22 protein-coding genes are annotated in these 21310 nt (G+C 69.5%); 9 read left to right on the top strand and 13 right to left on the bottom strand.

Annotation, left to right across the window (positions count from 1 at the left end):
* Positions 1–7 precede the first annotated feature (7 nt).
* From DI276_RS26345 to DI276_RS26355, 3 genes are read left to right on the top strand one after another with little or no spacing between them, the layout of a single operon-like run.
* Positions 8–322: a hypothetical protein gene (locus DI276_RS26345; RefSeq protein ID WP_112268005.1), complete on the top strand. Its 315-nt coding sequence runs from the start codon at positions 8–10 to the stop codon at positions 320–322.
* Positions 319–1437, top strand: coding sequence for a hypothetical protein (locus DI276_RS26350; protein WP_157984956.1), 1119 nt, complete (start codon positions 319–321; stop codon positions 1435–1437). Before DI276_RS26345 ends, DI276_RS26350 begins: the two co-directional genes overlap by 4 nt.
* Before the next feature lie 8 nt (positions 1438–1445).
* The gene (locus DI276_RS26355) at positions 1446–2528 is read left to right on the top strand and encodes a hypothetical protein (RefSeq protein WP_112268019.1); all 1083 of its coding nucleotides are present in this window, start codon (positions 1446–1448) and stop codon (positions 2526–2528) included.
* On the opposite strand, the gene DI276_RS26360 is transcribed toward DI276_RS26355, so the two are convergent.
* The 3 genes from DI276_RS26360 to DI276_RS26370 all read right to left on the bottom strand — a co-directional run bounded on the left by DI276_RS26360 (position 2525) and on the right by DI276_RS26370 (position 7566).
* Positions 2525–2980, bottom strand: coding sequence for a hypothetical protein (locus tag DI276_RS26360; protein WP_157984957.1), 456 nt, complete (start codon positions 2978–2980; stop codon positions 2525–2527). The genes DI276_RS26355 and DI276_RS26360 overlap by 4 nt on opposite strands.
* A gap of 169 nt (positions 2981–3149) precedes the next feature.
* Positions 3150–6791, bottom strand: a complete 3642-nt coding sequence (locus DI276_RS26365; RefSeq protein WP_112268023.1) for an nSTAND1 domain-containing NTPase — start codon at positions 6789–6791, stop codon at positions 3150–3152.
* A 46-nt stretch (positions 6792–6837) separates the two neighbouring features.
* The gene (locus tag DI276_RS26370; RefSeq protein WP_112268025.1) at positions 6838–7566 is read right to left on the bottom strand and encodes a helix-turn-helix domain-containing protein; all 729 of its coding nucleotides are present in this window, start codon (positions 7564–7566) and stop codon (positions 6838–6840) included.
* Between the two features lie 70 nt (positions 7567–7636).
* Here DI276_RS26370 and DI276_RS26375 point away from each other — a divergent pair, with 70 nt between their 5' ends.
* Positions 7637–8575, top strand: a complete 939-nt coding sequence (locus tag DI276_RS26375) for an aldo/keto reductase (RefSeq protein WP_232836926.1) — start codon at positions 7637–7639, stop codon at positions 8573–8575.
* Here DI276_RS26375 and DI276_RS26380 read toward each other — a convergent pair.
* The 4 genes from DI276_RS26380 to DI276_RS26395 form a co-directional block, all read right to left on the bottom strand.
* Complete coding sequence (locus tag DI276_RS26380; RefSeq protein ID WP_030465938.1) at positions 8568–8780, bottom strand: DUF5703 family protein; 213 nt, start codon at positions 8778–8780, stop codon at positions 8568–8570. The genes DI276_RS26375 and DI276_RS26380 overlap by 8 nt on opposite strands.
* A complete protein-coding gene (locus DI276_RS53460) occupies positions 8777–9496 on the bottom strand; it encodes a YncE family protein (RefSeq protein ID WP_408610580.1) in 720 nt (239 codons plus the stop codon). The genes DI276_RS26380 and DI276_RS53460 overlap by 4 nt, the downstream gene beginning before the upstream one ends.
* Positions 9497–9567: 71 nt before the next feature.
* Positions 9568–10248 carry a carbonic anhydrase gene (locus tag DI276_RS26390; RefSeq protein WP_232836944.1) on the bottom strand — a complete coding sequence of 227 codons (681 nt, stop codon included), beginning with the start codon at positions 10246–10248 and terminating at the stop codon, positions 9568–9570.
* A 50-nt stretch (positions 10249–10298) separates the two neighbouring features.
* On the bottom strand, positions 10299–11264 hold the full coding sequence (locus DI276_RS26395; RefSeq protein ID WP_112268029.1) for an aldo/keto reductase: 966 nt from the start codon (positions 11262–11264) through the stop codon (positions 10299–10301).
* Between the two features lie 71 nt (positions 11265–11335).
* Here DI276_RS26395 and DI276_RS26400 point away from each other — a divergent pair, with 71 nt between their 5' ends.
* The 3 genes from DI276_RS26400 to DI276_RS26410 are packed head-to-tail and all read left to right on the top strand — an operon-like array spanning position 11336 to position 13911.
* On the top strand, positions 11336–12385 hold the full coding sequence (locus DI276_RS26400; RefSeq protein ID WP_112268031.1) for an LLM class F420-dependent oxidoreductase: 1050 nt from the start codon (positions 11336–11338) through the stop codon (positions 12383–12385).
* Positions 12382–13209: an undecaprenyl-diphosphate phosphatase gene (locus tag DI276_RS26405; protein ID WP_112268033.1), complete on the top strand. Its 828-nt coding sequence runs from the start codon at positions 12382–12384 to the stop codon at positions 13207–13209. Before DI276_RS26400 ends, DI276_RS26405 begins: the two co-directional genes overlap by 4 nt.
* A gap of 9 nt (positions 13210–13218) precedes the next feature.
* Positions 13219–13911, top strand: a complete 693-nt coding sequence (locus DI276_RS26410; RefSeq protein ID WP_198680918.1) for a histidine phosphatase family protein — start codon at positions 13219–13221, stop codon at positions 13909–13911.
* Here the strand turns inward: DI276_RS26410 and DI276_RS26415 are convergent.
* Positions 13883–15067: an RNA polymerase sigma factor gene (locus DI276_RS26415; protein ID WP_232836927.1), complete on the bottom strand. Its 1185-nt coding sequence runs from the start codon at positions 15065–15067 to the stop codon at positions 13883–13885. The genes DI276_RS26410 and DI276_RS26415 overlap by 29 nt on opposite strands.
* Positions 15064–15438: a YciI family protein gene (locus DI276_RS26420; RefSeq protein ID WP_112268035.1), complete on the bottom strand. Its 375-nt coding sequence runs from the start codon at positions 15436–15438 to the stop codon at positions 15064–15066. The genes DI276_RS26415 and DI276_RS26420 overlap by 4 nt, the downstream gene beginning before the upstream one ends.
* Before the next feature lie 109 nt (positions 15439–15547).
* Here DI276_RS26420 and DI276_RS26425 point away from each other — a divergent pair, with 109 nt between their 5' ends.
* On the top strand, positions 15548–15997 hold the full coding sequence (locus DI276_RS26425) for a YybH family protein (RefSeq protein ID WP_198680919.1): 450 nt from the start codon (positions 15548–15550) through the stop codon (positions 15995–15997).
* A 73-nt stretch (positions 15998–16070) separates the two neighbouring features.
* On the opposite strand, the gene DI276_RS26430 is transcribed toward DI276_RS26425, so the two are convergent.
* The 4 genes from DI276_RS26430 to DI276_RS26445 form a co-directional block, all read right to left on the bottom strand.
* The gene (locus tag DI276_RS26430; RefSeq protein WP_198680920.1) at positions 16071–17543 is read right to left on the bottom strand and encodes a M4 family metallopeptidase; all 1473 of its coding nucleotides are present in this window, start codon (positions 17541–17543) and stop codon (positions 16071–16073) included.
* Between the two features lie 365 nt (positions 17544–17908).
* Positions 17909–19027: a site-specific integrase gene (locus tag DI276_RS26435; protein ID WP_232836928.1), complete on the bottom strand. Its 1119-nt coding sequence runs from the start codon at positions 19025–19027 to the stop codon at positions 17909–17911.
* Positions 19024–20070 (bottom strand): threonine aldolase family protein, encoded by a 1047-nt coding sequence (locus tag DI276_RS26440; RefSeq protein ID WP_112268042.1) that lies wholly within the window; start codon positions 20068–20070, stop codon positions 19024–19026. Before DI276_RS26440 ends, DI276_RS26435 begins: the two co-directional genes overlap by 4 nt.
* A gap of 44 nt (positions 20071–20114) precedes the next feature.
* Positions 20115–20486: a DUF4180 domain-containing protein gene (locus DI276_RS26445; RefSeq protein WP_112268044.1), complete on the bottom strand. Its 372-nt coding sequence runs from the start codon at positions 20484–20486 to the stop codon at positions 20115–20117.
* A gap of 101 nt (positions 20487–20587) precedes the next feature.
* Between DI276_RS26445 and DI276_RS26450 the strand changes: the two genes are divergently transcribed.
* Positions 20588–21178 (top strand): TetR/AcrR family transcriptional regulator, encoded by a 591-nt coding sequence (locus tag DI276_RS26450; RefSeq protein WP_112268046.1) that lies wholly within the window; start codon positions 20588–20590, stop codon positions 21176–21178.
* Positions 21179–21310 lie beyond the last annotated feature (132 nt).

Raw genomic sequence — 21310 nt, forward strand, 5'->3', positions numbered from 1 at the left:
GGGGCTGGTGCTGCAGTACCTGGAACCGCGGACGGACGTGCCCGCGAAGGACGACTGGTCGACCCGTCTGGCGCTCGCCGGCATCCGCGTGCGCGCGGAGGTCGTGGAGAAGCGGGCCGACCGGTTGCTGCTGGACGGACTGGTGCTCAAGGGATCGTTCGGCACTCTGGAATACCGGGCCGGGGAACGGGTCGAGCGCACGCTCGGGCGGCCGGGGGACGAGCGGCGGATCCAGGGGCTGCTCACCGTCGCCAAGGCGGTGGCGCCGTTGCCGTGGTGGCACCGGTACCGCCGGCCCGACTTCAGCGCGCTGCCACGATGACCGGGGAAGTGCGGTACCTGGAACCGCGGACCGACGTGCCCGCGAAGGACGACTGGTCCACCGGCCTGATCCTGCAGGAGCTGGGGCTGATCCGGCTGACCCTGTCGATCGTCGCGCTGGTGTCGCTCGCCGGGCTCGTCGGCTGCCTGTTCCTGCCGATGGAGATGGGCAACATCGCGGCGATCGTGGTGTTGTCGCTGCTGTTGCTGATCGGCGCGATCGGGCCGGTGATGCACCGGGTCCAGACGCTGCCGTTGCGCAGGGGGCTGCTGGACGAGCCGTGGCGGCGGTGTCCGGTGACCGTGGTGGACCACCCCGACGACAAGTACTCCACCTACTTCCGGCTGCCCGACGGGGTCGTCCTCGAGATCCTCCCTGGCGGCGAGCTGCGGGACGTGCTGCGCAGCCGAGGTGAGGTCTTCGTGTGCGGACCGAACGCGAAGGGCAAGGCGGTCGTGCGGGTCGCGGGCCTCGCCGAGACGGAGAACGCCAAGGTGGCGTCGCCCGCCGAGTTCGTGGACCGGGAACCGGAGGAGCCGCTCGAGGTCGGGCGCCCGCTGGACGACCCCGCGGTGCTCAAGGCCTTCTCCGGCCTGGTGATGGGCACGCACTCGACGCTCGGCGCCACGATCCCGGCCGGCATCGGCGTGGTGATCGTGCTGATGAGCCTGTGGCCGATCGCCCCGGCCGGGCTCGTCGTCGGTGGGCTGGTCGTGGTCCTGTCGTTGCTCATGCTGCCGTCGCTGATCGAACTGGGCCGCTGGTACCGGGACGCGGTGCGGGGGATGCACGCCGCGCACCGCTGGATTCCGGTGCCGATCACGCTGTTCCCGTGGAAGCCGGGTGCGCTCGTGGCGGGTCTCGCGACCATGGAGGGCGGGCGGCTCGCGCTCGTCCAGTTCGTGGACCCGAACCTGCACATCATCGCGAACATCGCCGACACCGGCACCATGTGGATCGCCGGCGTGCACGAGGACGTGATCGCGGTGGGCGTGCCGGGGATCCCGGTCCTGACCATCGCGGCGATCCAGCCCGACAGCGACACGCCGCGTGAGGCGCCGGTGCCGTGGATCCAGCGCCTTCGCCAGCCCGATTTCAGCGGCCTGCCGCGCTAGGGGGAGCAGTGCGGTACCTGGAACCGCGGACGGATGTGCCCGCGAAGGACGACTGGTCGACGAGACTGGTTCTCGAGGAGAACCGCTTCAGCACCGAGCACAAGATCGTCTCGGTGATCGCGGTCGTGACGTTCGTCGTGTGCTTCTTCGTGCCGATGACGGCGGGCAACATCGCGGCGATCGTCGTGCTCGGGTTCATGTTGTTCATGAACGTGCTGTCGCCGTTGATCGGGCTGGCGGGGCGCCGGGCAAAGCGGCGTGGCCTGCTGAACGAGCCGTGGCGGCGAGTGCCGGCCACGGTCGCCGACAACGACGACGAGCCGTGGGACCTGCTGCTGCTCGACGGGATGGCGCTCAAAGGATCACTGCACGACCTGCCGGACATGGTGCTGGACCGGCAGGAGGTCTTCGTCTGCGGCCCGGACGCCGACGGACGGGTGATGGTCAGGGCCGCCGGGTTCACGGCGATGCGTCCCGCCGAAGTGGTCGACCCGGAGGAGTACCAGGCCAAGGAACGGGTGGAGCGGCCGCTCGGCCGTCCCGCGGACGATCCGGCGGTCCAGGAGGTGGTCGCGGCCACCTGGATCGTGACGATGGTCAGGGTGGTCACGCTCTTCGGCGTGGTGGTCACCGGTGTGCTGGTCGCGCTGAGCGTGTCGCCGCTCGCGCCGACCGGGCTGGTCGCCGCCGCGCTGGTGGCCCTGCCGCTGCTCGACCTGCGGATGGTCCTCCGGAACGTCCGTCGTCAGCGAGACGCACAGCTTGCGGCGGAGCGCTCCGAGCAGTGGACGCCCGTGCCGATCAGGTTGTTCCCGGAACGGCCTGGGCACCACCTCGCGGGCGTCGCGGAGCTGCCGGACGGTCCCGCGCTGGTGCGGTTCCCCAACCTGGTTCTCGAGGTGGTGGCGAACGTCGCCGACACCAAGGTCATGTGGATCGCGGGCACGCACGAGAACGTGCTGGCGGTGGGAGTGCCGTACGTGAACTCGCTGACGTACGCGGTCGTGCTTCCTCATGGGGTCACCCAGGAGGGCGACCCCATGTCGTGGTGGCGCAGGCTCCGGCCGCAGCAGCGGCTCGGGCTGCCCTAGACGGGGGAGCGGCGGGCGCGTCCCGGTGGCCGGCCGAAGAGCCGGACGTGCTCGTCGACGAGCCAGTCCTTCAGCGGTGCCCACTCCGGGTGGTGGTTGAGCACCAGCAGGCGGTGCATCCACCAGTTCGGGTCGTCGTGGCGCGGGAACGCCGCGAGCCACGCGGCCCGCTCGTCCGCCGACAGGCCCCACAGGTGGGCCAGCTGGCCCTGGGCGTCGGTGTCGAGCTGCGCGGTGATCTTGCCGCCCTCTGTGTGCCATTCGGCGCGTAGCTCGCGCAGCACGGCTATAGCGCGTTCGTCGCCTTCGTCAGCTGTGACGACAACTGTGTGCAGTCCCTGCGCCGCGGCTTCGGCGAGCAGGGCTCTGGTGGACGTTTCGTCGTGCGGCAGTGCGCTGTGCGCGACCCCGACTTCATGCGGCACGAGCTCCATGACAACGAATCTGATCACATCTGCAACTAAACCGGTAGATTTTATTGCTTCAGTGTTGACTGAAGGGTCATCTTCACCCGGTTGCGCGTCCCAGTTGCATAGACGTTGTTGTACGGCGCGGAGGCATCGACACCACACAACGTTTTCCCACTACAAATGGGGTCGAGAGGAACGGTGAGGGTGTTGTTCAGCAAAGAGGCCTCGGGTCGACGCCGGGGAAGTACTGCTCCCAGTGCCGAGTGGACAGGTGCGCCGTCGTAGTTGCGCACACGCGGGCTGCGGTCGCCTCGACGTCGATGTCCCAGACGCGGACGGTGCGGTCAGCGCCGGCGGTCGCCAGAGTGCGGTTGTCCGGTGCGAACGCCACACCCCACACCCGTTCCGTGTGTCCGTGCAGCACTGCTCGCAACTGGGGGTTGCGAGCATCGCGCACGTCCCACACGCGGACGAGGTCGTCGGCGGTGCCGGCGGCGAGCAGTGTGCCGTCGGGGGAGAAGGCGAGGCGCTGCAGCGGCCCGCCGTCGTTGGGCAGGGTGCCGAGCTTCCGCGGCTGGGCGGGGTCGCTGATGTCGTAGAGCGCGCCCGTGTTGCCCATGTTCGCGAACGCCATGAGGTTGCCGTGGATGACGACGGACATGACCTCGTCGCGGCCGGCCTGGCCGCCGCGGCTGACGGGGTCCGGGTTGTTGTCGGTGCGCAGTGCGGGGTGGGCGCGGGGCGCGGCGGGGTCGCTGATGTCCCACAGCTGGACTTCGCGGCTGCCGTTCGCGATCACGAGGGTGCGGTCGTCCTCGGTGAACTCGACCTGCCAGACGGTGTAGGTCTTGGGCACGGCGAGGCTGCCCGTCTTCACGGGGTTGGCGGGGTCGGTGATGTCCCACAGGCCGACGATGCCGCTGTCCTCGGAGACGGCGATGGTCTTGCCGTCGTGGCTGAACCGGGCGCCGGCGATGGGGGCGGTGCCGGTGATCGCCCTGCTGAGCTCGCGCGGTTTGCTGCGGTCGGTCACGTCCCACAGGACGTTGGCGGCCGTGCTCGCCCCGAACACGATGTCGCGTTCGGGATGGACGTCGACGGTGAGCGTCTCGTCGTCCGGGCTCAGCTTGGGCAGGACGGAGATCTCCTCGGCGTGGCGGTCGTCCGGCCGCCACAGCCTGATGCTTCCGTCGGAGGAGACGGTGGCGAAGTAGCGGCCGCGCTTGTCGTAGGCCACCCGCCACACCGTCTCCCTGTGGTGCGGGTAGTTGAGGTTGGCGAGGTCGAGCACGCGCAGGTGGGTGTCGGAGGTGGCGGTGACCATCTGCCGGGAGTCGGGGCTGAACGCGACCGACCAGAGCGCGTCCGTGTGACCGGTGAGCGCGGTGGCGAGGCGGATCTCGCGTGGATCGGACACGTCCCAGATCCGGGTGACCGTGTCGCCGCCGCCGCTTGCGAGGAACTTGCCGTCGGGGGAGAAGGCCAGGGTGTGGACGGCGAAGGTGTGGCCGGTGCCGACGCTGAGCTGCACCGGGTTGCGCGGGTCGGTGATGTCCCACAGCCGCACGTCGCCGTTGTCGGCGCCGGTGGCGAGCACCCGCCCGTTGGGGTGGAAGATCGCGGCGTCGGAGGTGACGTCGCCGGGGGCGGGGTCGATGGTGGAGATCTGCTCGCCGGTCGCGAGCTCCCAGAGCTTGACCGTGCCGTCCCAGGAGGCGGACGCGATCGTGGTGCCGGTGCGGTTGAGCGAGATGCCGTGCACGTTGTCCTGGTGGGCGTTGATGGTGCGCACGAGGCTCGCGACGCCGGAGATGTTCCAGACGCGGATGGTCTTGTCCTGGCCGCTGCTGATCAGCGTGCGGCCGTCCGGGGTGAACTGGACGGCCTGGACCTGGCCCTCGTGGCCGGTGATGCGGGCCTTCTCGACCGGGCGGCGCGGGTCGGCGACGTCGAAGAGCCGGATGGCGCCGTCCCAGCCGGCGGTGGCGATGGTGCGGCCGTCCGGGCTGAACGCCATGTTGTGGGTGGCGTCGTCACCGGAGGGCACGCGGCCCAGTTCGGTGGGGTGGTGGGGGTCGGCGAAGTCCCAGAGGACCAGCGTCTTGTCGTCGGCGGCGCTGGCCAGGACCTTGCCGTCCGGGCGGAACATCGCGAAGGACGCCGCCTCCTGGTGGCCTTTGACGAGGGTGAGCTGGGGTGCGGCGAACGTGCTGAGCAGGCTGTCGCGGGCGACCGGCAGGCCGGTGAGCCGGTAGGCGGCGAGCCGGAGCTGGCTCGCGAGGCCGGGGTCGCGGTCTTGCAGGCCGGCGGCGTCGGCGATGGCTTTCTGGGCGAGCGCGTTGATGCGCTGCTCGGTGGACTGTCGTTGCGCGCGCACGGCGAACACGGTCGCGGTGGTGGCCACGAGCAGCAGGGCGGCGAGGAGCGCGACGACGCGGCGCAGGTTCGTGGTGCGGCGCTTCTCGGAGGCCAGGTCCTGTTCGGCGGCGGCCTTGCTGGCGTCGAGGAACGACTGCTCGGCGGGGTTGAGGGCGCCGGGTTCCCGGACGGCCCAGCCGGTGGCCTGCGCGAGCGGGACGCCCCGGTAGAGCGAGCCGTGGTCGCGGCCGTGCGCCTCCCAGTCGGCGGCCGCGGCGGTGAGCCTGCGGTGCACGCGCATGTCCTCGCGTGCTTCGGCGAGCCATTCCCGCAGGCGCGGCCAGCTGCGGATGACGGCTTCGTGGCTGATCTCGACGCTGTCGTCGGCGACCGTGAGGATGCGCGCCTTCGCGAGGTGTTCGACGACCTCGTCCGCCGCGAGCTCGGATCGCTTGACGTGCCGTTTGGTGTCCTGGGTGCCGTCGCCGGGGTTGACCAGGCGGAGGAAGACCTGCCGGGCCTTGACCTGTTGCTGCTCGTCGAGCCCGGTGTAGGCGTTCTCGGCGGTGTTGGCGACGGCGCGGGCGATGCCGCCGCTCTCGTGGTAGCTGGTGAGCGTGAGGGTGTTGCCGCGCTTGCGTTGCCACGTCTCGAGCAGTGCGTGGCTGACGTGGGGGAGCACGCCGGGTTCGCCGGTCGCGTCGGCGATGAGCCGGGCGACGAGACCGGTCTCGAGTGCGCAGCCGACCTCGACGGCGGGCTGGGTGATGGCCTTGCGCAGCTCGTCGGTGGTCATCGGTCCGACCACGACCTGGGCGTCCTCGACGGCGTTGACGAGGTCGGGGTAGGCGGCGCAGTGGCCGTAGAAGTCGGCGCGCATGCCGATGACGGTCTGGCCGTCGCGCTCGGTCAGTGCGGCGATGAAGGCGTCTCGGTGGGGGAGGGCAAAGATCTCCTCGAACTGGTCGACGACCAGCAGTCCTTCGGTCTCCGGGAGGGTCTCGCAGGTGCCGGGGGTGATCAGCTCGCCGGGTTTGCGGGCCAGCAGACCGGCTCGCAGCAGCGAGGACTTGCCTGACCCGGACGCGCCGACCACCAGCACGGTGTCGTGGTGCTCGAGCTTGCCCAGGAGCTTGCCCACGAGCCGTTCGCGGCCGAAGAAGCGGTCGGCGTCCTGCTCGGTGAAGGCCTTGAGGCCGACGTAGGGGGAGTCGGGCTTGGCTGCCTCGCCGTCCTGCTCGCCGATCTCGCGCCAGCGCTGTTCCCAGGCCTCCTCGTCGCCGCCGCAGGCCCGGACGAACGCCAGTGCCACGGCGAGGCTGGGGAGCCGCTGCCCGCGGGCGGCGTCGGCGAGAGTGCTGGCGGAGTAGTGGGAGAGCCTGCCGAGTTCGCGGTAGCCGGGGGAGCCGGCTTTCTCGCGGAGCTTGCGGAGGTCGAAGGCGAACTGTTCAACAGGCCCGGCGAACGGGTCGAGCGGTTTTTCCGGGCGAGGCATGACGGGGATTCTTCCATCCGCTCTCGGCTCGTCACTCTCAATAACTTCAGTGTGGACTAAAGTAAACCATCACCCGGTGTTCGGCTTCTCCTGGCAGATGCAGTGTCTCGAACTCCAGGAGGTGAGGTCCCCAGTGTTCGGTGCCGCTGGTGGGCGGCAGGGCCGCGGCGGTGTCGTAGCGATCGGTGAACGCGGCGCCGGCGGTGAGGGACAGCTCGAACGCGAGCGCGGTGGCGGCGTGGTCACCGAGGTCCGCGGCGGCTCTGAGCGCAGCGGCGCGGTCGTTCGCGATCGACTCCCAGTCGGGGTAGTGGGCTTTGGCCTGCGGGCTGAAGGCGAAGCGGACGAGGTTCGGTTCGTCGCCCAGGCCCGAGATGGCGCGGAACCCTTTGGTGCACGCGAGGACGTCACCAGACGGGCTGAGCACGCAGGCGGCTGTCGGTTCCAGGGCGGCGAGCACCTTGTGGACGGTCGGTCGCAGCTGCGGGGGACCGGGTGGGGCGCAGGTGCTGTCCGCCTTGATCAGCCGGTACAGGTGGACGCGCTCGTCGGCGGTGAGGGACAGCGCTTCGGCGAGGGAGAGGAGGACCTGGCCGGACGGGGAGCGGTCGGTGCCGCGTTCGAGGCGGGTCAGGTACTCGACGCTGATGCCCGCGCGGTCGGCGAGCTCGCCGCGGCGCAGTCCTGGCGTTCGGCGGCGGTGGGTGTCTCTTGCTCGGGGAGGTGTGGCTTCGCGGCGGGCGCGCAGGAACCGGCCCAGTGCGTTGTCGGCCATGATCGCCGAGTTTAGAGGGGCCCTGAGCCGGTCTCCCTGTGTTCGGCGGTGCCGGGTGATGCTGTGGATCATGCGATACCGATTGTTCGGGCAGACCGGCCTGCGGGTTTCTGAGCTGTTGCTGGGCACGATGACGTTGCGCACGGAGGAGGTGGCGCGGCCGGTGCTCGACGCCTACGCGGACGCGGGTGGGAACTTCCTCGACACGGCGTCGGCGTACGGGGAGAGCGAGGAGGTCCTCGGCGCGGTGCTGCGGCGGCGGGACCGGTTCGTGCTGGCGACGAAGTACACGTTGTCGCGGGACGAGCGGGATCCGAACGCGGGCGGGAACCACCGCAAGAACCTGGTGCTGTCGTTGGAGCAGTCGCTGCGGCGGTTGCGCACGGACTACGTGGACGTGTTGTGGGTGCATCTGTGGGATCGCCACACACCGGCTGAGGAGACGATGCGCGCGTTGGACGACGTGGTGCGCGCGGGGAAGGTGCTCTACGTCGGGGTTTCCGATGCGCCGGCGTGGTTCGTGGCGCGGGCGAACACGCTGGCCGAGTGGCGGGGGTGGACGCCGTTCGCGGGGTTGCAGGTGCCGTACAACCTGCTGCAGCGCGACGTCGAACGCGAGTTGCTGCCGATGGCTTCGGCGCTGGGGATGACCGTGGCGGCGTGGGCGCCGTTGGCGGCGGGGAAGTTGTCCGGTGGCACGCAACGGGCGGGGCAGCTCACCTCACGGGAGGAAGCGGCGGCAACGGCCGTGCGGGACGTCGCGGGGGAGTTGGGTGCGACGCCGGCTCAGGTGGCGCTGGCGTGGGTGCGTGCTGCGGGTGCGCTGCCGTTGGTGGGCGCGCGGACGCCGGAGCAGGTCGAGGACTGTCTGGGCTCGGTGGAGCTGCCGCCGGAAGCGGTCGCGCGCCTGGAGGCGGCGGCCCCGTTCGTTCGGGGCTTTCCGGCGGACTTCATCGCCGAATGCGAGGCGAGCCCGTTCGCGTTCGGCGCCGGTGTCGTTGTCAGGTGATGAGACCTGGCAACAGCGCGGGCTGGCGCTTGCGACGGAGCCAGACCTTGCGGGAGCCGTCGCCGTAGAGCAGCGTGCGGGACAGTTCCCAGCCCGCGAACTCGGCGTGGATGGCCAGCTGCGTGGTCGCGGTGCGGCGGGAGATGCCGGGCGGCAGACGCAGCGGCCGGTACTCCCAGTCCCCGTCGATCACCCCTTCGTTCATGGCGAGATCACCTGTATCCCTCCGTTGTCGCCGGACGTCACCGTGACGCGTCCGGTCTCCTGGTCGACGCTGACCGTGTTGGGCTGACGCACGGTGGAGAACCGGTGTTTCTCGGTCGGTTCGCCGCCGGCGACGTTGAGTCCGACGACCTCGTTGCGCTCGGTGAGCGTGATCCACGCGATGTCGCGCTTGGCGTCGTAGGCGATGCCGTACGGGGTGCCGGGGACGGGGAAGCGCTGGCGCATGATCAGCGGGTTGATGCTGAACGCGATGAACTCGCCGCCGCGGGTGTCGACGACGAGGAGCCTGCCGTAGCGGTCGGGGACGGCGTTGGTGGCGCCGTCGCCTGCTCTGAGTCCTGGGCCGCGAGTTTCTGCGCCTTTGTCGTCCTTGGTCATCTCGAACACCGCGCTGCGCAGCCGGTCGAGCTCGACGTCTTTGCCGTTGACGTGGAACTTCAGCGTGGTGCCGCCCTCTTGGAACGTGCCGCCGGGCGTGATCTCGCCGGGTGGGGTGCCGTTCTGGGCGGGGGAGTGGGCCGGTTTGGCGGCCTCGAGTGTTTCCGCGACCTGCAGCGGATCCTGTGACCCCTCGCTCTGGCCGCACGCTGCCAGCGTGGCGGTGGTCAAGAGCAGAGCAGCGAGCCGGCGCAAGATCGGGTCCTCCTGAGGTACGTCGTGGTCTTCCAGGATCCACGACGTTCGGTCGGAGGTCACGCAAGGGGTGGTGTGAAACCCCGATTGGCGTCTTTTCGCAGTTGTCTCTATTGCTTCAGTGTGGACCAAAGCTAATGTTTTTCGAGTTTGACGACCCGGCCCGAACTCAAGTCATACGAAGCAGCAACGACGGAGAGGGCGTTCCGGCTCACGGCCGTGCGGATGATGACGGAGCGTTCTTGCAGGATTTCGGCGGTGCGGAGGGCTTGTTCGGCGACGCACGCGGCGAGGAAGGAGCGCTCGTCGGCGCGTGGGGCGGTGGCGCGGACGGCGGGTTCGATGGTGCGGACGAGGGTGCTGATGTCGCCGGTGACGTGGCCTTTGCCGCGGACGACGTCGATGGTGGCGCTGACGGCGCCGCAGCCGGCGTGGCCGAGGACCACGACGAGGGGTACGTGCAGGTGCTCGACGGCGTACTCGATGCTGCCGATGACGCTGGAGTCGAGGACCTCTCCGGCGGCGCGGATGGTGAAGATGTCGCCGAGGCCGTCGTCGAACACGATCTCGGGTGGGACGCGGGAGTCGGCGCAGCCCAGCACGCAGGCGAAGGGGTGCTGGCCGTCGACGAGCTGTTCGCGCCAGTGGCCGGTGGCGTGGGGGTGGATCTGGCGGCCTTCGACGAAGCGCGTGTTGCCGTCGAGGAGGCGGGTCCAGGCGTCGTCGGCGGCTTTGGGGTCGGCGACGGCGGCGGGTGTGGTGACCAGGGCGGTCGCGGTGAGGCCGACGAATGCGCGGCGGGTTAATTCGGGCACGGCGCGCAAGGTAGACCTACTCCGTTCGGCCTAACGCGCCGGGGTCCCTGCTACGGCATCGGGCGTTCGGGGTAGCCGAGCTCGATGGCGCTGACGTCGTCCAACGCGGCCCGGATCGCCGGCGGCAACGTGAGCTGTTCGGCTTCCAGCGAGGCGATCAGCTGGTTGGTGTCGCGTGCGCCCACGACGGGGGCGACGACGCCGGATCGGTCGCGCACCCAGGCCAGTGCGACGCACAACGGCGAGGTGCCGAGTCCTTCCGCCGCGGTGGCGACGGCCTGGACGATCCGCGCTGCCCGTTCGTTGCGGTGCTGCTCGACGTACCCGGCGAAGTGCGCGGACGCGCCGCGGGAGTCCGGTGGGGTGCCGTTGCGGTACTTCCCGGTCAGCACCCCGCGTCCCAGTGGCGCCCAGGGCAGCAGTCCGAGCCCGTGGTGCAACGCCGCGGGTGCGACCTCGCGTTCGATGCCGCGTTCCAGCAGCGAGTACTCGACCTGGGTGGAGATCAACGGGTAGGTGGACGGCGTGAGCACGGCGGTGGCGAGTTGCCAGCCGCTGTAGTTGGAGATGCCGGCGTAGCGGACCTTGCCTGCGGAAATCGCCTGGTCCAGTGCGGACAGGGTCTCTTCGACGGGGACGTTGGCGTCCCAGGCGTGCAGTTGCCAGAGGTCGATGTGGTCGACGCCGATGCGGCGCAGGGAGCCGTCCAGCGCGGACAGCAGGGCGCCGCGGGAGGCTCCTCCGCCGAAGGGGCCGTCGGTGCGGCGGGCGACGGCTTTGGTGGCGATGACGAGTTCGTCGCGGGGGACGACTTCGCCCAGGAGGCCGCCGAGGATGCGTTCGGCTTCGCCGTCGGAGTAGACGTCGGCGGTGTCGACGAGGGTGCCGCCGGCGTCGGCGAAGGCCATGAGCTGGGTGGCGGCCTCGTCCGCGTCGGTGTCGCGGCCCCACGTCATCGTGCCCAGTGCCGTCCTGGACACGCGGAGGCCGCTGCGGCCGAGGTATCGCTGTTCCACGTGCGCGATGCTAAGGGGTGATCATCGGCTGAGCCTGGCAATCGGTGTTACTGACCGGTAGGGTCTCGCCCGTGAAGCTCGGATTGAACCTCGGATACTGGGGCGCCGGCAACGACGCCGCGAACCTGGAGCTGGCCAAAGAGGCCGACCGGCTCGGCTTTTCGGTGGTGTGGGCCGCGGAGGCCTACGGTTCCGACGCGCCGACGGTGCTCGCGTGGGTGGCCGCGCAGACCGAACGCATCGACGTCGGCAGCGCGATCTTCCAGATTCCGGCGCGCACGCCGGCGATGGCGGCGATGACCGCTGCCACGCTGGACACGTTGTCGGGTGGCCGGTTCCGCATGGGGCTCGGTGTGTCGGGTCCGCAGGTGTCGGAGGGCTGGCACGGTGTGCGGTTCGACAAGCCGCTGGCGCGCACGCGTGAGTACGTGGAGATTGTGCGGAAGGCTCTCTCTCGCGAGAAGCTGCGGTACGAGGGTGAGCACTACACGCTGCCATTGCCGGACGGTCCCGGTAAGGCGTTGCAGCTGACGGTGCACCCGGTGCGCGAGCAGATCCCGATCTACCTGGCTTCGGTCGGTCCGAAGAACCTGGAGCTGACGGGTGAGATCGCGGACGGCTGGCTGGCGATCTTCTTCTCGCCCGAGTTCTCCGGCGAGTCGCTGGCGAGCGTGAAGGCCGGTCGGGAGAAGGCCGGCAAGACGATGGAGGGCTTCGACGTCGTTCCGACCGTGCCGTTGATCGTCGGTGACGACTGGAAGACGTGCGCTGACCCGGTTCGGGCGTACACGGCGCTGTACGTGGGCGGCATGGGTTCGCGCAAGCAGAACTTCTACAACAACCTGATGGTGCGCATGGGTTTCCCGGCTCAGGCCGAGGAGATCCAGGAGAAGTACCTGGCCCGCGACTACACCGGTGCGATGGCGGCGATTCCGCTGGAGTTCCTGGACGCGACGTCGTTGCTGGGTCCGAAGGAGCGCATAGCAGACCGGATGAAGGCGCTCGCTGCCGCGGGGGTCACCACGCTGTCCGTTTCGCCGATGCTGCAAGATCTCGAGCAGGGGATCGCGGGCCTTCGCACCGCGGCCGAAGCTCTGGATCTGGCGGGAGTGGGTAGTTGAGCTGGTTGCAGGCTCTGGTCCTCGGACTGGTCCAAGGACTGACGGAATTCCTGCCGATTTCCAGCAGTGCGCACCTGCGCATCACGTCGACGTTGTTCTTCAACAACGACGCGGGCGCTTCGTTCACCGCGGTCATCCAGCTGGGTACCGAGGTGGCGGTGCTGATCTACTTCGCCAAGGACATCGGGCGCTTCATCGGCGCCTGGTTCCGCGGCCTCTTCTCCGCGGAAGCGCGCAAGGAGAAGGACTACAAGCTCGCCTGGTACGTGATCATCGGTTCTGTGCCGATCTCGATTCTCGGCTACCTGCTGAAGGACGAGATCCGGACGTCGGCGCGGAACCTGTGGATCACCGCGACGATGCTGGTGGTGTTCGGTCTGCTGCTGGGTCTCGCGGACCAGTTGGCCAAGCACCAGCGTGACGAGCTGCGGATGAAGGACGCGATCGGGATGGGGCTGGCGCAGGCGCTGGCGCTCATCCCGGGCGTGTCCCGTTCGGGTGGCACGCTGACCGCCGGTTTGTTCCTGGGTCTGACGCGGGAGGCGGCGGCGCGGTACTCGTTCCTGCTGGCGATTCCGGCGGTGTTCGGGGCGGGGTTGTTCTCCATTCCGGACGTGCTGGAGCGCTCGGGCACCGGCGTGCAGGCGTCGATTCCGCAGATGATCGTGGCGACGATCATCTCGTTCGTCGTCGGGTACGCGACGATCGCGTGGTTGCTGAAGTACGTTTCGAAGCACTCCTACTCGGCGTTCGTGTGGTACCGGCTGATGCTGGGTCTCGTGCTGATGGGGCTGCTGTCGATGGGGTTGCTGCAGCCGATCTAAGGTGGAGCTGTGGCCACGGTGATCCTGCTCCGACATGCTCGTTCGACCGCCAACGGTTCCGGTGTGCTCGCCGGGCGATCGTTGGGTGTGGGTTTGGACGAACGGGGGCAGGCACAGGCCACCGCACTGGTGGACCGGTTGAAGGACATTCCGGTCGCCGCGGTCGTGTCGTCTCCGCTGCAGCGCTGCGAGGAGACGCTGGCGCCGCTGCTGGCCGACCGCGCGCTGGAGGCGGTGGCGGAGCCGGACGTGTCCGAAGTGGACTACGGCGCGTGGACCGGCAAGGCGTTGAAGGACCTGTTCAACGAGCCGTTGTGGGCGGTGGTGCAGCAGCACCCGTCCGCCGCCGTGTTCCCCGAGGGTGAGGGGCTCGCGCACGTGCAGGCGCGGGCCGTCGCCGCGGTGCGTGCGCACGATGCGCGGATCACCGCGGAACACGGGCCGGGCGCGGTGTGGGTGCTGTGCTCGCACGGCGACGTGATCAAGGCCGTGCTCGCGGACGCGCTGGGCGTGCATTTGGACGGTTTCCAGCGCATCGTCGTCGACCCCTGCTCGATCTCCGTCGTGCAGTACACGCAGACACGGCCGTTCGTGTTGCGCGTCAACGACAACGGCGGCGATCTGGCGGGTGTGGTGCCTCAGGCGCCGCCGCAGGAGGAACCGTCGTCGGACGCTACCGTGGGCGGCGCGACCGGGAGCTGAGGTATCGCCGCTCCGGCACGCTCAACGTCAGCTTCGCGGCCTTCTCGTACTCCGCCTTCGCTTCATCGTGTTGTCCTTGCAGGTCAAGGAGATGTGCTCGGACGGCGTGCACGCGGTAGTGGTCGAGGTCCAGTGTGGACAGTTCCTCGAGCGCTTTCTGCGGTCCGTGGACCATCGCGACGGCGACGATCCGGTTCAGTGACACCATCGGGCCGGGCGCGGTGACCGCCAGCAGTTCGTAGAGGCCGAGAATCTCGTGCCAGTCGGTGTCGTCCGCCGTTTTCGCCTCCGCGTGCACGGCCGCGATCGCCGCCTGCAGCTGGTACGGACCGATCTGCGCGGTGTTGAGGGCGTTCTGGATGAGCTCGGTGCCCTCGGCGATGGCGTCCGGGTCCCACTTGCCGCGGTCCTGCTCGGCCAGCGGGATGAGCGCGCCCTGCTCGTCGGTGCGGGCGGGCCGGCGGGCGTCGGTGAGCAGCATCAACGCCAGCAGCCCGCTCAGCTCGCCGTCGTCGGGGCGGCGGCGGTGCAGCTGGCGGGTCAGGCGGATCGCCTCCGCGGTCAGGTCGACCCGGACCAGGTCGTCGCCCGAGCTCGCGGTGGAGCCCTCGGTGAAGATCAGGTACAGCACGTGCAGCACCGCCGTGAGGTCCTGCGGTGCCCGGAACTTCGCGCCGGACTGCTTGATCTTCTGCTTCGCGCGGCTGATCCGTTGTGCCACCGTCGACTCCGGCACCAGGAACGCCCGCGCGATCTCCGCTGTGGTGAGACCGCCGACCGCGCGCAGTGTCAGCGCGATCTGGGAGGCCTTGGTGAGGCTTTCGTGGCAGCACAACGCGAGGATCGTGAGCGTGTCGTCGGTGGCCGGCACCGGGTCCGCCGGGGGAGGGGCCAGCGCGACGACCTTCTCCTCGCGCTGACGCCGTGCCACGTCCGACCGGTACTGCTCGATCCACCGCCGGCTCGCGGCCGTGATGAGCCAGCCCTTGGGGTTGTCCGGCACACCCTCGGCCGGCCACTGCTGCGCGGCGGCGAGCAGCGCTTCCTGCACGGCGTCCTCGCAGACGTCGAACTGCCCGTGCCTGCGCACGAGCACGCCGAGGACCTGCGGCGCCAGTTCGCGCAGCAGGACCTCGATGCGCGGTGTGCTCGTCACATGTCGTCCAGCATCGACATGTCCCAGACCGGCCGGACCTCGATGCCGTCGTTGTGCGCGTCGGGCAACGTCGCGGCGTGCGCGATGACCTGGTCGATCGTGTCGGCCTCGACCAGGTAGAACCCGGCCAGGTACTCCTTGGCCTCCGCGAACGGCCCGTCGGTGACCACGACCTCGCCGTCCATGATGCTCACGCCCTTGCCGGTCTCCGGCCCAGGCAGGCCTTCGCTGGCGATGAGCTCCCCGGACGCGCGCAGCTTGTCGGTGAGGTCGTAGTGCGCCTGCCCGAACTGCATCTGCTGCTCATCGGTCAGCTTCTCCCACGCGGCCCGCGACTTCGGGTTGCTGTAGATGAGGATCAGGTACTTCACTGCTCCGGCCTCCGCTCGTGGCTCACCAAAAATCTTCTCACCGCCATGTCGAAGCCGCGTGGCTCGCTTCGACACCGGTGTGTCAGCCGACTTGATGGAGGTTTTCGAGATGACGCACACGCTGGTGCAGGACGAGGTCGCGATCCGCGCGCTGTTCACCGAGCTCGTGGAAGGGATGCGGGATCGCTCGCCGTCGCGGGTGGTCGCGCGGTATGCCGACGACGCGGTGACGTTCACGCTGGCCCCGCCGCTGCGCAACATCGGCCTGGACGCCCGTGACCCGGAGGCGGTGGCGGGGTGGATGGCGGGCTTCGACGGGCCGATCACGGTCGAGCACCGCGACCTGGACATCGCGGTGGCGGGAGACGTGGCGTTCGTGCACGGTCTGCAGCGGCTGGCGGCCGTGCCGATCGGCTATCCCGAGGGGTTCTCGATGTGGACGCGCGTGACCGTGGGGCTGCGACGGCGCGACGGGCGGTGGCTGGTGACGCACGAGCACCAGTCCGTGCCGTTCTACATGGACGGATCGTTCTTGGCGGCCACGGACCTGGAGCCCTGAGACAGGGGGTGTGCCGAGGCCCGGACCGTGCAGGGGGTCGGTCCGGACCTCGGCGCTTTCTTGGTGGCGGGTCTTATTCGACGTTCACCGCGGCCCAGGCCCGGTCGACCGCCGCGTACTCGGGCGACGAGGCGCCGTAGAGGTCGGCCGCGGCGGCGAGCGTGCCGGTGCGGGCGGCGGCGTACTTGGTGCTGGAGGTGAACTTCGTGGTCAGCGCGCGGTACCAGATCTTCTCGGCCTTGGCGCGGCCGATGCCGGTGACGGGCTGGTTGTCGTAGGTGGGGGAGTCGTAGGCGACGCCGTTGATCGTCTTCGCGCCGCTGCCCTCGGACAGCAGGTAGAAGAAGTGGTTGGCGATGCCCGAGGAGTAGTGCACGTCGACGTTGCCCGCCGTGGCGGACCAGTAGTCGAGGCTGCGGCCGTCCTTGGAGGGCTTGTCCATGTAGCGCAACGGTTTGCCGTCGCCCCGGATGTTGATCTTCTCGCCGATCAGGTAGTCGCCGGCGTCGGCGGCGTTGGCGGCGTGGAACTCCGTGGTGGAGCCGAAGATGTCGCTGGTGGCCTCGTTGAGGCCGCCGGACTCACCGGAGTAGACCAGGCCCGCGGTGGCCGAGGTGACGCCGTGCGACATCTCGTGCGCGGCCACGTCGATCGAGGTCAGCGGGTTGCGGTTCTGGGCGCCGTCGCCGTAGGTCATGCAGAAGCAGGAGTCGCTCCAGAACGCGTTGCTGTAGTTGTTGCCGTAGTGGACCTTGCTCAGCGCGCCCACACCGTTGTTCTTGATGCCGCTGCGGCCGTGGACGTTCTTGTAGTAGTCCCACGTCTTCGCCGCGCCGTAGGCCGCGTCGACACCCGCCGTCGCCTTGTCGGTGTAGGTGCCGTTGCCCCACTTGTTGTCGGCGTCGGTGAACAGCGTGCCGGTGCCCGAGCCGTTGTTGAGGTTGTTGACGGCCTGGTTGCCGCGGTCGGGGTCCTTGAGCTGGAACGTGCTGCCCGACTGAGTGGTGTTCAACCCGACCGTGCCGCTGAAGGTGGACTGGCCGGTGCCCTCGGCGACGTGGATGTCGTCGTAGGACAGCAGCGTCGCACCGGTCTTGGCGTCGGTGAACGTGTGCAGCTCGCTCGGGGTCTGGTCGTCCTTCACGCTGTGCGTGACCGTCTCCCACGCCAGCACGGGCGCGTGGTCGAGCGCGAACACCACGAGTTTGGCGTCGGAGCGGGCCGCGGCCGGGGCCGAGGTGTCGAGGCCCGCGAGGGTGGCCTCGTTCGCCTTGGTGACACCGGTGACCTGGCCGGCCTTCTGCCGCACGATCACGTCGCCGCCGATGACCTTCAGGCCGTTGAGGGTGCGGTCGAACCGGAGGTGGTGCGTGCCGTCGGCGTCGCGCACGACGTCGCGGGGGACGAGCTGCTCACCGCCGGACAGGCCGAGGGCGGTGGAGATCGTCCCCGCCTGCTCGGCCGCGTTCGCGCCGAACGTGCCCGCGGCGGCCAGCGCCGCCGCGGACATCAGGGCGGTGGTGATGCCCAGGGTCGTGCGTTTCATGGAGCTCCTTGTTCCGGTGCAGGGGGCGATCGCTCCGGCGTTACAGGGGTGCCGGGGTGAACACCGTGGAACAACCCCGACCATCGTCGATGACCGGGCGTGGTGATCGTATTGCTCTGAGTGCATGCGACCAGCCACTCCCAAGATGCGAGATCGATTCACGAATTGAGCTGCCGCGCTGGTCAAGGGGGGCGGGTTTTGCCCGAATGGTGGAACAAAAGAGCAGCTCAACCGGCGTGGAAACACAACGGAAACTTTGGGTTGCCGCGTGCGTTCGGCCGCGTCCGCAGGTCCGGTTGGCGCAGCCCTACCGGAGGGGATCTTGTTTAGAGTTAACCGCTCGCGCTGAGAGCTGGGTCACAAGTTCACAGGCCCAGGCGGGTCACGGCGTTGTCCTCGAGCGGGTTCGCGGTGCGGATGTAGCGGTGCACCGTGCGCGGGTTGGTCCACCGGCCCTGCCGCATGATCTCCCGGTCGCTCGCCCCGCCCAGCGCCGCCTGCGTCGCGAACCCCGCCCGCAGCGAATGCCCGCCGAACAGCTCTGGATCCAGCCCCGCTTTTTCCGCGTAGCGCTTCACCAGTTCCGCCACCGCACGTCCCGACATCGCCTTCTGACCGACGCCGCCGTGCCGGTTGATCACCGGGAACAGCGCACCGGAGCGGGTCGCCGGCGCGTAGCCGTGACAGCGGTGCAGGCCCGACTCGCTGATGCCCTTGCCGTCCAGCACGTCCGCCCAGTCCGCGAACGCGCACACCGGGCACGTCGGCCGCCGGCTCCCGCGCGGCAACACCACCGACTGCTGATGCTTGCCCGTCTGGTCCGTCTTCGTCGTCCCCAGCCGCACCAGCAGCAACGGCTCGTGCGTGCGCGGATCCACCTCGACCGTGACGTCCTCGAACCCGATCCCCGCCAGCTCACTGCGCCGCAACGCGCCCGCGAAACCCACCAGCAGCAGCAACGCGTCCCGCGCCCGCGCCGGCCCCTCCTCGGGCCGTTCGCGCAGCAGCGCTTCCAGCGTGTCGAGCAGCACGGGGCGCTTTCTCCTGGGCTGAGTCTTGCGACTGCGGCGAATACCCCGCAGCGTCAGCCGCACGACATCACTGCGCGTCGGGCTCGGCAACCCGTTCGCCGCGTGCACCGCCGAGATCGCCGCCGACTTCCGCTCCAGCGTCGACGCGCCGAACGCCGGCGACCCGTCCGCCTTCACCGTGTCCGCCGCGGCCGCCAGGTACACCGCCACGTCCAGCGGATCCGCCGGCAACGCCTGCCGGTTCTCCGCCTGGCACCAGCCCGCCCACGCGATCCAGTCCGACCGGTAGGCCCTGACGGTGTTCGGCGACTGCGCACTGCGCAGATAGCTGCTCAGCGACGCCGCCTGCTCGTCGTCGAACCGCTCGCGCACCCTCGCGAGCGCGTCGACGTCGATCAGCACCGAGTGCGACACCCGCACCAGCGCGTGCTGGACGGGTTCGGGCAGGCTCACACCCGCGATGGTAGCCCTCTGATCAACTCCGCCACCTCGCGCGGCGCGAACTCCAGCGCGCTGATCCCCACGCTCACCTCGAAGCTGCACCGGCGCGGATCCGGGTTCGACCGCGCGTACAGGAACAGCTTGATCCCGGTGTCCCCGGCCAGGTTCTCCGCCGCCCGCTGCGCTTCCTCCTTCGGCATCGGCAGGTGGACGTGGAACACGGGCGTCTGCGGAGTCTCCGGCGTGGTGTGCGCGAACCCGTCGTCGTTGATCGCTCGCGCGATGGCCTGCGCGTGGCTCTTGAACTCCCTCATGCGCGGCAGGTTCTCGTCCATGCCCAGCAACGCCACCGACGCCAACGGCCACGCGTCCACGATCGCCCCGCCCAGCCTCCTGCGCCACACCGCCGCGTGCCCGATCGTCTCCTCGTCACCCGCGAGCACCGCGCCGCGGACGCCTTCGAGTCCTTTGTAGAGCGATACGTACACCGTGTCGAAGAGACTCGCCAGCTCTGGAAGCGTTGCGTCGTAACCGGTCTGCGCCTCCCAGAGCCGCGCGCCGTCACAGTGCGCGGCCGCGCCGTTCTCCCTGGCCCACCGCGTTTGCTCGGCGAGGTCTGTGAAGGTCGGCAGCAGGCCCCCGATGTCGCGCTGCGGCAGTTCGATCACCACCGCTGCGAGCGGTTCCTTGACCGTTCTCAGGTCGTCGAGGGTGAGCAACGCGTTGCGGTCGCCCACCGGATGGAACCTCAGTCCGTGCACGGCGCTGTAGCCCTGGTTCTCCCACACGTGCAGATGCGACTGCGGATGCCCCGCGAACGCGTGCCGGTTGCGTCGCTCGGCGTGCACCCGCAGCGCCGTCTGCTGCGCCATCGTCCCCGACGGGAAGAACAACGCCGCCGGCTTGCCGAGCAGGTCCGCGACCCGTTCCTCCAGCTCCCGCACCGGATCCTCGGGGTTCGTGTCCGGCGTGACCCGCTCGGCCAGCCGGCGCAACAGCTCGTGCGGCGACCGGCGCGGGCCGGAGTGGTTCGACAGGGAGCGGCGGATGTCCATGCCGCGAGCCTACTTGTTGCCAGTCTTTTGCAATAGGGTTGTGATCAGGCGGCCGCGCTCAGTCGCGCGTCCAACTCGGCCTCGTCCGCGACGAACCACAGCTGCCGCCCCCGGTTCGACTCGTACACGAAGTCCCGCAACGCCGTGCTCGCCTCGACGTGCCGCGCGATGTCGCCCACGATGACGAGCCGGAACCCGTACTGCTGCAGCTTCTGCACCACCGCACCGGCCACCCGTGTGCGCAACACGAAGAAGTCCTCCGTCAACCGCGCCACCGGCAACACCAGCCACTGCACGTCCTGGCCCCACAACGTGGCCATCAAATCCACAGCGGACTGCTCGTCACCGATCGGCGGCCCGTCCGGCGCGCACATCAGAACCGTCGCGCCGTGGCGCGTCTGCACAACATCAGGCATGACACCGGAACCTAGCCTCGGCCGCCGTCCCTTGTCGCGGCGAATTCCAGCGTGGCAGGCAGTGAATGTAATCATCGATCACATCAAGTTAGGATGGCGGCATGAAGGCCCGCCCGTACCACCACGGTGACCTCCGCGCCGCCCTGCTCGCCCGCGCCACGCAAACGTTGCGGGACAAGGGATCCGGCGACCTGTCGCTGCGGGAGCTCGCCAGGGAGGTCGGGGTCAGCCCCGCCGCGCCCAGCCGGCACTTCGCCACCAAGCGGGCACTGCTCGACGCGTTGGCGCTGGACGGGTTCGAGCGGCTGCGGGAGGTCCTGGTCGCGACGCTGAACGAGGCGGGGGAGTCGTTCGCCGAGCAGATCGCCGCGGTCACCCGGACCTACCTGGAGTTCGCGGCCGACAACCCTGCCCTGCTGGACCTCATGTACTCGGTCAAGTACGACCCCGGCGCGTCGCCGGAGCTGGCGGCGGCCGCGCGGAAGCTCGCCGAGCTGTCCGCGTCACTGATCTCGCACGGGCAGCATCGCGGTGAGGTTCGCGCGGGCGTGCCGGACGAGGTCGCGTTGCCCGTCATGGCGTCGTTGCACGGGTTCGTGGCGCTCGCGGTCGGCGGCGGCATTCCCCAGGACGTCATCGAACAAGGGCTGGCCGACACGCTGGCGTTCGTGCTGCGCGGCTGCGCTCCATAGCGGAGCGCGACGGCGGTTCTCCGGGGGCTTCGTGAGTGGCAGCCAGACGACAGCGGCCACCACAGGAGCGGGCGCGGCCTGGGCCAACTCGTTTCCGCACCCGCTTCCCAGCCGTGCGGCTCGAACCGGACG

The sequence above is a fragment of the Lentzea terrae genome (assembly GCF_003265345.1).
Classification (GTDB): domain Bacteria; phylum Actinomycetota; class Actinomycetes; order Mycobacteriales; family Pseudonocardiaceae; genus Lentzea; species Lentzea terrae.